The 13,084-nt window shown below is 67.6% G+C and carries 12 protein-coding genes; 7 read left to right on the top strand and 5 right to left on the bottom strand.

The features are described from left to right. Positions 1 to 3: 3 nt before the first annotated feature. The gene (gene treS / locus RM50_RS03900) at positions 4 to 2,277 is read right to left on the bottom strand and encodes a maltose alpha-D-glucosyltransferase (RefSeq protein WP_043450173.1); all 2,274 of its coding nucleotides are present in this window, start codon (positions 2,275 to 2,277) and stop codon (positions 4 to 6) included. Positions 2,278 to 2,555: 278 nt separating this feature from the next. Between treS and RM50_RS03895 the strand changes: the two genes are divergently transcribed. Beyond that, positions 2,556 to 3,440 (top strand): GAF domain-containing protein, encoded by an 885-nt coding sequence (locus tag RM50_RS03895; RefSeq protein WP_043450171.1) that lies wholly within the window; start codon positions 2,556 to 2,558, stop codon positions 3,438 to 3,440. Continuing rightward, positions 3,437 to 4,369: an SGNH/GDSL hydrolase family protein gene (locus RM50_RS03890; protein WP_043450170.1), complete on the top strand. Its 933-nt coding sequence runs from the start codon at positions 3,437 to 3,439 to the stop codon at positions 4,367 to 4,369. The genes RM50_RS03895 and RM50_RS03890 overlap by 4 nt, the downstream gene beginning before the upstream one ends. Before the next feature lie 5 nt (positions 4,370 to 4,374). Here the strand turns inward: RM50_RS03890 and RM50_RS03885 are convergent, their stop codons facing one another. Next, entirely contained in the window at positions 4,375 to 5,739 is a 1,365-nt protein-coding gene (locus RM50_RS03885) for a uracil-xanthine permease family protein (RefSeq protein WP_043450168.1), read from the bottom strand. Between the two features lie 200 nt (positions 5,740 to 5,939). On the opposite strand from RM50_RS03885, the gene RM50_RS03880 reads away from it, so the two are divergent. Both RM50_RS03880 and RM50_RS03875 read left to right on the top strand, forming a co-directional pair. Further along, positions 5,940 to 6,545, top strand: a complete 606-nt coding sequence (locus RM50_RS03880) for a malonic semialdehyde reductase (protein WP_043450165.1) — start codon at positions 5,940 to 5,942, stop codon at positions 6,543 to 6,545. Positions 6,546 to 6,744: 199 nt separating this feature from the next. Next, positions 6,745 to 7,254, top strand: coding sequence for a 2'-5' RNA ligase family protein (locus RM50_RS03875; RefSeq protein WP_043450330.1), 510 nt, complete (start codon positions 6,745 to 6,747; stop codon positions 7,252 to 7,254). Here RM50_RS03875 and pgm read toward each other — a convergent pair. Further along, positions 7,251 to 8,915, bottom strand: a complete 1,665-nt coding sequence (gene pgm, locus RM50_RS03870) for a phosphoglucomutase (alpha-D-glucose-1,6-bisphosphate-dependent) (RefSeq protein ID WP_043450164.1) — start codon at positions 8,913 to 8,915, stop codon at positions 7,251 to 7,253. The genes RM50_RS03875 and pgm overlap by 4 nt on opposite strands. Before the next feature lie 239 nt (positions 8,916 to 9,154). On the opposite strand from pgm, the gene RM50_RS03865 reads away from it, so the two are divergent. Next, positions 9,155 to 10,177 (top strand): nuclease-related domain-containing protein, encoded by a 1,023-nt coding sequence (locus tag RM50_RS03865; RefSeq protein WP_043450161.1) that lies wholly within the window; start codon positions 9,155 to 9,157, stop codon positions 10,175 to 10,177. Here the strand turns inward: RM50_RS03865 and RM50_RS03860 are convergent. Further along, positions 10,137 to 11,063 carry a LysR family transcriptional regulator ArgP gene (locus tag RM50_RS03860; RefSeq protein ID WP_043450158.1) on the bottom strand — a complete coding sequence of 309 codons (927 nt, stop codon included), beginning with the start codon at positions 11,061 to 11,063 and terminating at the stop codon, positions 10,137 to 10,139. The two genes, RM50_RS03865 and RM50_RS03860, sit on opposite strands and share 41 nt — an antisense overlap. A 70-nt stretch (positions 11,064 to 11,133) precedes the next feature. On the opposite strand from RM50_RS03860, the gene RM50_RS03855 reads away from it, so the two are divergent. Both RM50_RS03855 and RM50_RS03850 read left to right on the top strand, forming a co-directional pair. Then, positions 11,134 to 11,730 carry a LysE/ArgO family amino acid transporter gene (locus tag RM50_RS03855; protein WP_043450329.1) on the top strand — a complete coding sequence of 199 codons (597 nt, stop codon included), beginning with the start codon at positions 11,134 to 11,136 and terminating at the stop codon, positions 11,728 to 11,730. Positions 11,731 to 11,765: 35 nt separating this feature from the next. Continuing rightward, complete coding sequence (locus RM50_RS03850; RefSeq protein WP_043450154.1) at positions 11,766 to 12,269, top strand: DUF4190 domain-containing protein; 504 nt, start codon at positions 11,766 to 11,768, stop codon at positions 12,267 to 12,269. Between the two features lie 30 nt (positions 12,270 to 12,299). Here RM50_RS03850 and RM50_RS03845 read toward each other — a convergent pair whose 3' ends face one another. Then, positions 12,300 to 12,998, bottom strand: coding sequence for a FadR/GntR family transcriptional regulator (locus tag RM50_RS03845; RefSeq protein ID WP_043450151.1), 699 nt, complete (start codon positions 12,996 to 12,998; stop codon positions 12,300 to 12,302). Positions 12,999 to 13,084: the final 86 nt, after the last annotated feature.

Raw genomic sequence — 13,084 nt, 5'->3', positions numbered from 1 at the left:
GCCCTAGGCTTCCTCTTCCGTGTCCGGCGTCTCGGTCAGGACCAGCGCGGTCCCCCCGTACGCGGGAAGCTCCAGGAAGAAGCTGTGCAGGTCGTCCACCTGGCCCACGGTTTCCCCGCTGAACAGGTCCTGGACATTGGCGCCGGACGGAAGTTCGTTGGACTGGATGCTGCCGGCGATGTCCTGCCCGGAGAAATTGAGCGCCGTAACCTGCAGGGTGCCGTCCTTCAGCCGGTTGACCAGCACCAGCGCGCTGCGGTTGGAGACGTCCGGCACGTCGAGCAGGGTGCCGGTGGCGATTCCGTTGTCCTCACGCACGGCAAGGATCCGCTGCAGGCGCCGGGCGAACGAGTCTTCGTCCTTCAGCTGGTCCGGCAGCGAGCCGTAGAGGCTCCGGGCCCGCGGCATCCCGGCGGAGGACGTGGTGGCGTCAGGGCTGGTTCCCATGAGGTCGTGCGCGCCGCGGTTGATCCAGCGCGTATCGCCCTGCGAGGTCAGCTCCCGGACGCTGCTGCGGTCCAGGGCCATGATGCCCGTGAGGTCCCAGCCGGACAGGGCGAAGACGCCGGGCTGCAGGGCGTTGTACATGGCCAGCAGCAGGTGGACGTCCCGGATCTGGGCTTCCTGCTCCGGGGTGACCGAGGCGGGGTCCTTGATCCCCAAGGCAGCCATGATGAAGCTCACCGAGGTGCAGGCGATGCCGTTGGTGGTGAACACGGCGTTGTAAGGCCCGTTCTCTCCGGTCAGCCGGTCCCGCAGGGTTTGCTGGACCTGTTCGGCCAGCTGGGCTCCGGTCAATTCCTCGCCGTTGAGCTCGAACATCTCGTCCCGGTGGCCGGCGGCGAAGTGCAGCAGTTCGTAGGTGAGCTCGTCATGGTTCTGCAGTGCGTGCACCAGCGAGGCCTGGTCCACCCCGATTTCCAGGGACAGGCGGAGGGTGAGCCTCAGGAACTCGGTGTCCGACGTGACAAGGGCGTAATGGTACGCGGGCCGCGTGATGAAGTCGTAGGAGAGGTCCGGGCCGGCATCCGAGGTTGCCTTGATGTCGTCGATGGTCAGGTTCAGTTCCTGGAAGGAGAACCCGCCCACCTTGCGGATCATGGAGCCGATGAGCTGGTTGGCGGCCTCGGACAACGGGTGTCCCTCGGACCAGCCGGGCTGCTCTTCGGCGCTCTTTTCGACGCCCAGGAAGCCGTTGGCGTCCAGGCGCAGCGCCCCCGTGCCCAGGTCCACCAGCGAATGCAGGGCATCGCCCACCACCAGGCGCATCCCGGCGAAGGTGGGGTCCAGCCAGTTGATGGACGGCTGGCCCGCCTTGAAGTAGTGCAGGTAGACCCAGCGGCGGGTCTTGCCGGTGGTGTCCACGATGGGCCGGGTGGCGCTCCAGTTGGTCTCCTTCACGCCGGGCTCATAGAAGATAACGCGCTGCAGCCGGCCGATGATGTAGCCGGCCTTTTGCAGGGCCTGTTCGGAGTCGGGGCTGAGGTTGACCGAGTCGGCGCCCTCGGGGACGTCCGGAAGCAGGTGCCAGTCCTCCTCCGGGATGTCCACCATGTGGTAGATCCCGGGGTAGTCCCGGAAGTTCATTTCGGCCAGCCGGAAGTCCGCGCCCTTGCCGGTGTGGCCCGGGACGATGTCGTCGATGACGGTGCCTTCGTGCTCGGCGGCCACCTCGCACATCCGCCGGAACTCCTCTTCCGTCCCGAAGACCGGGTCGATGGCCATGCTGATGCGGTCGAAGTGCCCGTCCACGCTGGGTGTGTGGGACCAGCCGCTGATGCCGCCGGCGAGTTTCACCGGTCCCGTGTGGATGCCGCGGATGCCGATTTCGCGGAACGCCTTCCACATCTCCGGATCACCCAGCGCCGAAAGGAACGACTGGCCGGTCCGGGTGATGAAGGACAGCGGGTAGGCGGTAAACCAGACAGAGGCGCGTTCGACGGCGGCCCGCGGGTTGGGGTGCGCATAGGAGTTCTGCCACATGCTGGCCTGGCCGGACAGCTGGCGCGCCAGCGTGTTCGCATCCCCGAGCATCGCCTGGTTCCGCAGCCACTCCACGTACGCCGCGTTCCGGCCGTCGAATTCAAAGGAAGGCCTGGTGCCTACGAACTGGCGACGGCGCGCAATCGGCCGCAGGGCCTTGGGCCGCGCCGCGAAGAACTGTTCGTCGAAATTGACATCCAGCTCCGCTGACGGCTCGGTGCCGGCCTCCACTTCGCCATTACCGGCGGGTGCATCCGCTTCTGAAGTGCGCTCGCTGGTACCTGGTTCCCGCATAAGCTCCTCTTTCCATTGCTCGTTTCCGTGCTGGCATGGATGCTCCAAGACCCCTTGCTCAAGGACAGGTACCCAGGCGAACAAGGGACTATTCGGCGTTCCCTCTCCCGATGCTACTGTGCAGCGGAGCCGGTGGCGGGGCCACCGGCGCGCCGCCTGCCCCTAACGCGGCCAATCCCCCTTGTTTCGCCACTGTCCACCTCCAACCGGTCATCCGGTCGTATTCTTAGAGCACAGGTTTTGCAGTGGGCCCGGAGCTCTAATAGCAAGGCTGGAACATGGCCGCTGATCCCACGGGGCAGGTTGGCTGGGGACCGCTTCCAGTTACCCCGGAGCCGGTTTTCGACAGCAAGGATGTCGAAAACTATCTCTGGGAAGTCACCCATGACCTGATGGCGGGAATTGACGGCGACCGGCGCGGCATCGGCTGGGCGGCCACCCTCTTCCGGCTGGGCAAAGGCCGCGCGCTCACGGCCAGTACGGAGCAGGCGCGCGAGGCGGACCGGGAGCAATGCTCGTTTTCGGACGGCCCGGTCATGGAGGCGGTCCGCAGCGGGGAGTTCGTCCTGGTGTCAGACCTGGGCATGGACCGCCGCTGGCCGGGTTACGCCAGTGCTGCCGCCGCCCACGGGGTCCAGTCCCTCCTCGCCGTCCCCATCCTTTCCGAAGGCGGCACCAGCGCAGCGATCAGCCTTTACGCGTCGGAGCCGCACACCTTCACCAGCGACGACCTGGTCAGCAGCCGGAATTACGCACGAGAGGTGGCCCGGGCGCTGCGGGTTGTGCTCCGCGTGGCCGGGCGGGCGGAGGCGACGGCGGGCCTCGCCGTCGTCCAAAGCTCCCTGGTCCTGGTGGACCTGGCCGTGCGCAGCCTCATGAACGAATACGGACTCACCCGGGAGGGCGCGCTGCGGTTCCTGCAGACGCAGGCGCTGCACCATGAACTGGACCTCCGGGACGCGGCCCTGAACGTTGTGGCCCCCGGTGGGCTGGACCGCGGGGCCGGGCAGCCTTCGGGGCTGCGGCAGGAAACGTACGACGGCGTGGCGGAGCTGCCGCGGCCGCCGGCGGCGGGGCGGGACTTTCCAACCGGAACGTCCCCCCGCAGGAATGCCCGGACGGGGAAGGAACCTCCGTCCGCCGCAGAAGGGAGGACGGCATGACCGTCGAGAAGCAGGAACTGCGTTCCGTTGCGGAAGGACCGGGCAGGCACCCCTGGCACCGGTTCGTTGCCCTCGGAGACTCCTACACCGAAGGGATTGGCGATCCCGAACCGCTCAGCCTGGGCGGATTCCGGGGCTGGGCGGACCGGGTTGCGGAGGAACTGGCGTCCAGCGATCCGGACTTCGCCTATGCAAACCTGGCCATCCGCGGCATGCTGCTGAAGCAGATCCTGGACAGGCAGCTGGCGCCGGCGCTGTCCCTGAAGCCGGACCTGGTGGCCGTGGCTGCCGGGGGCAACGACATTATCTTCAAACGGGGCGACCCCGACAAGCTGGCAGAAAAGCTCGACCAGGCCATCGGCACGCTGTCAGCCACGGGCGCCACCGTGCTCCTGTTCGCGGGACCGGACTGGGGCAACACGCCGGTCTTCGGCAAGATCCGCGGCCGGGTGGCCATCTACAACGAGCACCTGCACAGGATCGCGGTCCGGAACCATGCCATTATGGTGGACCTGTGGTGCCTGCCGGAGCTCCAGCATGCGCTGATGTGGGATCCGGACCGCCTGCACCTGTCGCCGCTGGGCCACCACTCGGTGGCCGTGGCAACCCTCGACGCCCTGGGCGTGCCCCACGGACTCAAGCCGCTCCAGCCGCGTCCGCTTCCGGTCCATGGGTGGACCCAGGCCCGGGCCGAGGACCTGGTGTGGGCGCGGCAGTACTTTGTGCCCTGGGTGCTCAAGCGGCTGCGGCCCCACCAGGCTGACGACCTCCTGAGGGCCAAGCGCCCGCTGCCCGGTCCGGTGTTCGGCCAGGGCCGTCCCGGCCCGTTTCCTCCCGGCCACCCGGCAGTCCAGGCCTCCTCGTCCGGCATGGCCGCCGGCTTCCGGCTGGGACCGGAAGAGGGGGCGGCCCCGGACAGGGTTGCCTGAGGCCGCTACCGCTTCCTGGGGGAACGCTTGCCCTCGGCCTTGGCTGCAGCTTTTGCTGCGGCCTTCGCCGCGGGTGGCAGCACGCCCGGCTCCGTTTCGGGTTCCGCCACGGTCCCGCGTGCCTTCGCGATGGCCTTCATGCCGTGGTAGATCACCAGGGCGGCGGCGGATCCCAGCGCGATCCCGGTGAACTTCAGGTCGCCGATAGTCCAGGTGTAGTCGGCGATGCCGATGATCAGGGCCACTGCGGCGGTGGTCAGGTTGACCGGGTTGGCGAAGTTCACCTTGTTCTGCACCCAGATCTTGACACCCAGGATGCCGATCATGCCGTACAGCATGGTGGCCGCGCCGCCCAGCACGCCTGCCGGGACGGTGGCGATCAGTTCGCCGAACTTGGGCGAGAAGCTGAGCAGGATGGCGAACATGCCCGCCACCCAGTAGGCCGCCGTCGAATACACCTTGGTGGCAGCCATGACGCCGATATTTTCGGCGTACGTGGTGGTGCCGGACCCGCCGCCGAGGCCTGCCAGTACCGTGGCGGCACCGTCAGCCATCAGCGCGCGCCCGGAGACGCCGTCGAGGTTCTGCCCCGTCATGGCGGCGACGGACTTCACGTGGCCGATGTTTTCCGCCACCAGCACCAGGACCACCGGGACGAACAGGCCCAGGACGCCGATGTGGAACTCGGGCGTTTGGAAGTGCGGCAGGCCCACCCAGGCTGCGGCGTCCATCTTGTCGTACTTCACCTCGCCGCGGAGCATCGCCACCAGGTAGCCCACCACCACGCCCACCAGGATGCTGAGCCTGCCCAGGATCCCGCGGAACAGGACGCTGACCAGGATGATGGTGACCAGCGTGACCAGGGCCGTGATGGGCGCCGCATCGAAGTTCTGCTTGGCGGCGGGGGCGAGGTTCAGGCCGATCAGCGCCACGATGGCGCCGGTGACGATCGGCGGCATGAGCCGGTTGATCCATCCGGCGCCGAACTTCTGCACCACCGCACCCACCAGCGCCAGGGTCGCCCCGGCCAGCACCACGCCGCCCAGGGCGCCGGGGATGCCGAACTGCGCCTGGGAGGCCGTGATGGGCGCGATGAAGGCGAAGCTTGAGCCAAGGTAGCTGGGCACCCGGCCCTTGGTGATCACCAGGAACAGCAGCGTGCCGATCCCCGAGAAAAACAGGGTGGTGGCCGGCGGCATCCCGGTGATGATGGGAACCAGGAACGTGGCGCCGAACATGGCCACCACGTGCTGCATTCCCACGCCGATCGTCAGGGGCCAGGCCAGGCGCTCATCCGGGGCCACCACCTGTCCGGGATTGATGGTCTTGCCGGTGCCGTGCAGCTTCCATTTGATTCCAAGCATGCTCATGGGAAGGAATGCCTTTCAGGGGGTGCCGCGAGGGGGCAAAGAATAACTCGGTCAAGAATACCGCCAAGTAATTCCCGGCCGCCTGCTGTGGCCAACGTCACCTGCCGTCATGGGAAGAGGACCGAAGCAGTTGAAGTTGCAACTATGGAAAGCACAGAGGCCACCCCAGCTGGCGGGGAGGCGCAGCGAAAGGTAAGCCAATGACCATTGCCCATGAAGAAGCGGTTATCGATTCGGCAGCCGTGGACGCCATCTTCGCCCAGGCCCGAACCGCCAACTCGTTCACCGGCGAGGTGACCGACGAGCAGGCCCGGGCCATCTATGAGCTCACCAAGTTCGGCCCCACGGCCTTCAACTCCCAGCCGCTGCGCGTGACCTATGTCCGGTCGCCCGAAGCCCGCGCCACCCTGGTGGACGCGCTGTCCCGCGGCAACCAGGCCAAGACTGCCTCCGCCCCGCTCGTGGCCATCCTCAGCTACGACACCGACTGGGCCGGCAAGTGGGACGAGTTCCTGCCCGGCTACAACGCCCCCAAGGCCATGTACGACGCCGACCCGGAGCTCGCCGCGGCCACGGGAAACAACAATGCCCATCTGCAGGCGGGCTACTTCATCCTGGCCGTCCGCTCGCTCGGCTTCGCCGCCGGCCCGATGACCGGTGCCGACTTCGCCGCCATCGACGCCGCCTTCTTCCCGGCCGGCGACCAGAAGAGCTTCCTGGTGGTCAACATCGGCCAGCCCGGTGCCGACGCCTGGGGCGACGCCAAGCCCAAGTTTTCCTATGACGAGGCCGTCCGCACCGTCTAACCCTCCCCGGGCGCGCCATCACTTCCTGCCCCCTTATTCCCAACGCCCCATCACCTTTAACCCCCTTTTCCCCAACGCGCCATCACCTACTGATGGGGGCGTTGGGTTTTAAGGGGCGGGAGGTGATGGGGCGTTGTGTTTTTAAGGGCGAAAGGTGATGGGGCGTCTGACGGGCGGGTGGGAGACTGGGGGCATGCCGATGCGGAACCTCATCTTTGTGGCCTTCGTGGAGCCGGTGGCTGAGGGCCAGGTTTTCCCGCGGACGGACTGGCCGCTGCACATCACCCTGGTGAGGTTCGACGTGAGGTTCGACGCCGGCAATGCGGCGGGTGCGGACGTCGCCGAACGCCTCGCAGGGCTCGCCGACGTCCCGGTTGCCGCAGCGTTGGGCACCCCGCTGACGGTGGGGGCGGACGCCGGGTTCGGCCGCGACGGAAGCGTGCCGGTCAATCTCGTGGCCCCAAACCGGGCCCTGCAGCAGCTTCATGAACAGCTGGTGGACCTGGTGCCGGAGGTCGGCGGCAGGATCCTCACCCCGCGCCACACCCTCGCAGGCTACCGGCCGCACATCTCACACCACGGCAGCAAACGCCTCCACCGGGGCGACGCAGTCGTGCTCGACCGCGTCGCCCTGGTGGACATGGCCCCTGGCGGGGACCACGCCATCAGGCAGGTCCTCCGGCTGTGGAGCCTTGATGCCGGCGGCTAGGCGATGACGCTGTCCACCAGCGCCTTGGCCTCGGTCTGCACCTGCTTGAGGTGCTCCTCGCCCTTGAAGGACTCGGCGTAGATCTTGTACACGTCCTCGGTGCCGGAGGGCCGGGCCGCGAACCAGGCGTTCTCCGTGACCACCTTGAGGCCACCGATGGCTGCGCCGTTGCCCGGAGCCTCCGTGAGCTTGGCGGTGATTTCTTCCCCTGCCAGCTGCGTGGCGGTGACGTCACTGGCGGAGAGCTTGCCCAGCTTGGCCTTCTGCTCGCGGGTGGCCGCGGCATCAATCCGGGCGTAGACGGGAGCGCCGAACTGGTCCGTCAGCCCCTTGTACAGCTGCGATGGGGACTTGCCGGTGACCGCGGTGATTTCGGAAGCCAGGAGGGCCAGCAGGATGCCGTCCTTGTCCGTGGTCCAGACGCTGCCGTCCAGCTTATTGAAGGAGGCGCCTGCGGATTCCTCGCCACCGAAGGCACCCTCGCCTGAGAGCAGGCCCGGCACGAACCACTTGAAGCCCACGGGAACCTCTACGAGCTTGCGGCCCAGGCTTTCGGCCACCCGGTCGATGATGGAGGAGGACACCAGGGTCTTGCCGACCACGGAGGCCGGGTTCCAGCCGCTGCGGTTGCGGTAGAGGTAGTCGATGGCCACGGCCAGGTAGTGGTTGGGGTTCATCAGGCCGCCGTCAGGGGTGACGATGCCGTGCCGGTCGGCGTCGGCGTCGTTGCCGGTGGCGATATCAAAGGCTGCCTGGCCGGAGGCGGCGGCGTCCGACATCCGTTGGATCAGCGAGGCCATGGCCGACGGCGAGGAGCAGTCCATCCGGATCTTCTCGTCCCAGTCCAGGGTCATGAAGGCCCACTGCGGGTCCACGGTGGGGTTCACCACCGTGAGGTTGAGGTGGTGGCGCTCGGCAATCTCGCCCCAGTAGTCCACGGACGCGCCACCCATGGGGTCCGCACCGATCCGGACGCCGGCGTCGCGGATGGCGTCCAGGTTCAGGACGGACGGAAGGTCGTCCACGTAGCTGCTGAGGAAGTCGAATTTGCCGGTGGTGTCAGCGGCCTGGGCGTCTGCGAGCGGAATCCGCTTTACGCCGCGCAGGCCGTTCTCGAGCAGTTCATTCGCCCGGTTGGCGATCCACCCGGTGGCGTCCGAGTCCGCAGGGCCGCCGTGCGGAGGGTTGTACTTGAAGCCGCCGTCCGCGGGCGGGTTGTGGCTCGGCGTCACGACGATGCCGTCTGCCTGCGGGGCCCCCGGCGCAGCCTTCCGGTTATAGGTGAGGATGGCGTGGCTCAGGGCCGGGGTGGGGGTGTAGCCGTGGCGGGCATCCACCAGCACCTGGACGCCGTTGGCGGCGAGCACCTCGAGGGCGGAGTTCTGGGCGGGCTCGCTCAGCGCGTGCGTGTCCTTCGCCAGGAACAGCGGGCCGGTGACGCCCTGCGCGGCCCGGTACTCCACGATGGCCTGGGTGATGGCCACGATGTGCTGCTCGTTGAACGAGGACTTGAGGCTGGACCCCCGGTGCCCCGAGGTGCCGAACACCACGCGCTGGCCCGGATCACTGAGGTCCGGTGCGATGTCGTAGTACGCGTCAAGGAGCGCAGTGATGTCAACAAGGTCCTGGGGTTGGGCAACTGTGCCCGCGCGGCTAGCCATGGCTCCAGCATGCCAGAACCTGGCACGAGTCAAAACGACCCGCCCGAAATGCGGCCCCTGTGACCTGCCGTGACGGCGCCAACCAAGTAGTCCACCTGAGTACACCGTCCGGAAAGTACCTATATACCGGGCCTTCGGCGCCCTGCTAATTTCAAGGAAATTCCACGAAATGACCGAAAGGAACGGACGACGGCGGGCCGCCGCCGTCGTCCTGTCCGGCAAGGAAACGGGGACGTCCAATGGGGGCAGGAGACGGGGCAGCGGAGCAGTCCAGGCTGGCGGCCGAGCGTGTGGCCCGGCTCAAGCGCCAGCTGGACGAGGCCGAGCGCTGCACGAAGGCATGGGACGCGGGCTCGGTGGGGGAGCGGGTGGTGGCAGACAAGCTCAGTGAACTGGTACCGCGCGGCTGGTATGTACTCCACGACGTGCACTGGCCGGGCCGGCCCAAGGCGAACCTCGACCACGTCCTGGTGGGACCCGGCGGGGTAGTGGTGGTCGATTCGAAAAACTGGACCGGTGAAGTGCGGGTAGCCTCCGGTGTCCTGTGGCAGGGCCGTTATGCGCGGACCCAGGCGGTGGAAGGTGCACTGGCCCAGTGCGCCGCCGTGGCCTCGGTGCTGCCGCCCCCGCACCGCAGATTGGTGCGTCCCCTCATCTGCATGGCGGCCCAGCCGGACCTCTTCGGCGTGACGGCGTCGGACGTTGCCGTGGCCGGTTCGCAGCGCGTGGTGGACGCGATTGCAGCGTTGCCCGCGGTGCTCGACCAGCAAGCCGTGGTGGGACTCTACGAACAATTGGGCCAGCTGCTGACCCATGAGCAGGAACCGGGCATCACGGCCCTGCGGAATGTGCGGCCCGGAACTGTGGTGCGGCCGGCCGGAGCGCTGCCGCCGGCCGGTCCCGCTGTGGCGCCGGACGTGGAAGCCCCGCACGTGCAGTCCCCGCACGGTGGACTCCGCCCTTCCCAGGGAGCGGGCCGAAGCCACAGCAGGGCAAGGCACCCCGCGGGGCGCGGGCTTCCTCCGAAAGGAAACCAGGCGGGACGGGATGCTGAAAAACAGGCGGCCCAGCACCCGGCCAAGCAGGCAGGGCACCGCGCAGCGAAGCCGGCGGGACAGCATACGGCGGACCATGCTGGCCGGGGCAGGCACGGCCGGAACAGCAAGGCGCAGCAGCCCGCGGGAACCAGCGGCGCGAAGCTCGCCCTGCTGGCAGCCTTCGTCATTTTCGCCGTGTATATCCTGCCCTACTTGGGCCGCTAGGGCCGTCGGCATCCACCGCCCGCAGCCGTTCGCGCGCGGCGCTGCGGACGGCGGCGGTAAGGCGGTTGAGCCGTTCCGAATCCAGGGTCCAGGCCTGCCAGTAGAGAGCCACATCCTCGTGGCCGTCCTCGTCCAGCCGCACCAGGGAGTCCAGCTCCAGCTCATCCGCCAGCTGGAGTTCCGGGATCATTCCCCAGCCCAGGCCGGCCTTGATGGCCGCGAGGAACCCCTGGGAAGAGGGGATGGTGTGGGTTGGTGGTTGCCGGGAGACGTCCTTGTGGGTGAGCAACTGCTGCTGGAGAGTGTCCTTGCTGTTGAATTTCAGGACCGGCATGGCCGCCCAGTCGAGACGTCCGGAGCCCCAAAAGCGGTGGCGCAGGCCGGGTGCGGCCACCGGGATGTACCGCATCAAGCCCAGCGGTTCCACCCGGCATCCGCTGACCGGCACGGGATCCGAGGTCACGGCCCCCATCACCTCGCCCTCACGGAGAAGCTGGCTGCTGAACCCCTGGTCCTCCAGGTGCAGGTTGAGGGCAGAGTCCTCCCACCCGGCGGCATCGCCAAGCACCGGCAGGAACCAGGTGGCCAGCGAATCCGCGTTGACTGCCACGGGCAAGTGCGCCCTGGCGGCCGGGCCCGTGCCCAGTGCCGCCGACGTCTCCGCTTCCAGCACCTGCACCTGACGGGCCATCCGCAGCAGCAGCGCCCCGGCGTCGGTAGTCGCGCACGGCACCCGGCGGCGGACCAGGACCTGGCCCACGGAGGTTTCCAGTGCCTTGATCCGCTGGCTCACCGCGGATGGTGTGATCCGGAGCAGGTCTGCCGCCGCCTCGAATGTTCCCTCATCGATGACTGCCGCGAGGGCCCTCAAGTGTTCCACATTCATGAAGCTATTCTAATGATCCCCAAGAATCATTTATTTGCCTACATTTGCGGGTGACCGTACCGTCGAGGGCATGTGGACTGCGGGAATTACAGGACTGCTGACCGGGCTGGCACTGATCGTGGCAATCGGCGCTCAGAACGCGTTTGTGCTGCGCCAGGGCGTCCGGAAGGAACACGTCGGCGCGGTCGTGGCCGTATGCATGGCCGGCGACGCCGTGCTGATCCTGGGCGGAACGGCAGGAATCGGCGCACTGGTGAGCCGCTTTCCCGAGGCGTTGGAGGTCCTTCGCTGGGCCGGTGCTGCCTACCTGCTCTGGTTCGCAGTGCGCTCCTTCATGGCAGCCCTGAGGCCTTCATCGCTGGCGGAGCAGGAGCCCAGGTCGAAGAACTCGGTGATCGCCACGACGGCCGCGCTGACCTTCCTCAACCCGCATGTCTACCTGGATACGGTGGTGTTGCTGGGCAGCCTCGCCAACCAGCAGGGCGCCGGCCTGCGGTGGGTCTTCGCCGGCGGAGCCGTGACGGGAAGCGTCCTGTGGTTCTCCGCCCTGGGGTACGGGGCCAGGGGGCTGGCCGGTGTGCTCCGCAGCCCCCGGGCCTGGCGATGGATAGACGCCGGCATCGGCCTCCTCATGGTCTTCCTGGCCATCCGCCTGGTCCTGCACTGAAGTAGGCTGTAGCCAGAATTCGCAGGGGAGAAACCATGAGCAACCAGCCATCCCAGGGGCCCGACCGCCAGAACGGCGATTCACCCTGGCCCAGCTACCAGCCGCCGCAGTCCGGGCAGTCCCAGTCCGGGCAGCCGCCCTACAGCCAGGCACCCTACGGCCAGGCCCCATATCGCCAGGCTTCGTACAACCAGGGCCAGTACGGCGCCTCCCAGTACGGCAACTCCCAGTACGGCCAGCCGCGATACTTCGGTCAGCAGTCCTACTACGGCAGGCCTGTTGAGCCCAAGACCCTCAGCATCGCCAGCATGGTCTGCGGTATCGCCTCGGTCATCATGGGGTGGCTCATGCTGCCCCAAATCGCTGCCATTGCCACCGGCCACCTGGCCCTGCGTCGGGAACCGTCCGGCAGGGGGATGTCCTTCACGGGCCTGGTGCTGGGCTACCTTTGCCTGCTGGGGTACGGCGCCATCTGGCTGCTGCTCATTATCGGCCTGGCCGTCGCGGGCAGTGCCGGGTCCAACACCGGGACCTTCTAGCCGCACCCTGGAGTCCCGGGCGGCCTGCTGCTAGCGGAGCAGTTCCACGTCCGAGACCAGCTCGATGTGGGCCAGCATGGCGTCGGCGGCGGCCCGCGGATCCTGCGCCCTGATGGCATCGGTGATTTTCCGGTGGGACGCCAGTGACTGCTCGGGCCGCCCGGGCTGGCCCAGGGACTCCATCCGGGTCTCCAGGATCATCTCCGCGATAAAGGCCATCAGTTGCGCCAGGACCGAGGAATGCGCCGCGGCGGTGATGGCCTGGTGGAACAGTTCGTCGCCATGCGTGCCGCGGTCGCCGTCGTTGATTTCCTGCGCCATGACGTCCAGCGCATTGTCGATGGCGGCGAGGTCCTCCTCCGTCCGCCGCTCGGCCGCCAGTGCCGCCAACTTCACTTCGAGCGTGCTGCGTGCCTCCACGATTTCCGGCAGCCGGCTCTGGTGTTCGCGCAGGCCCTTGATCACCGAGGCCACGCTTGGACGGCGGGCCAGGACAGCCCCGGTGCCATGCTGCACGTCAATGACCCCCAGTACTTCCAAGGCCACCAGGGCCTGGGCGAGGGTAGCGCGGGAAACTCCCAGCCGCTCGGCAAGGTCGCGCTCCGCGGGCAGGAGGTCGCCGGGACGCAGCTGGGCCGACTCGATGTAGGCGAGGATCTGCTCCACCAGCTGTTCGTAGAGCCGTGGCCGCGTGACGCGTTCCAGGCCCATCCGTGCAGTCTTCTCCACAAAGCCCTCCCTTGGGGTTGTCCCTGTCCAGAATACTCCCTCGTTCTATTGACAGATAGACTCACTGTCTAAGAGGCTAGTCCAGT

Origin of the sequence: Pseudarthrobacter phenanthrenivorans, from assembly GCF_000813845.1 — a bacterium.
In the GTDB taxonomy this organism is placed as follows: Bacteria; Actinomycetota; Actinomycetes; order Actinomycetales; family Micrococcaceae; genus Arthrobacter; species Arthrobacter phenanthrenivorans_B.
The sequence above is the reverse complement of the archived record's forward strand: the minus strand, read 5'-3'. Positions and strand labels throughout refer to the sequence as shown.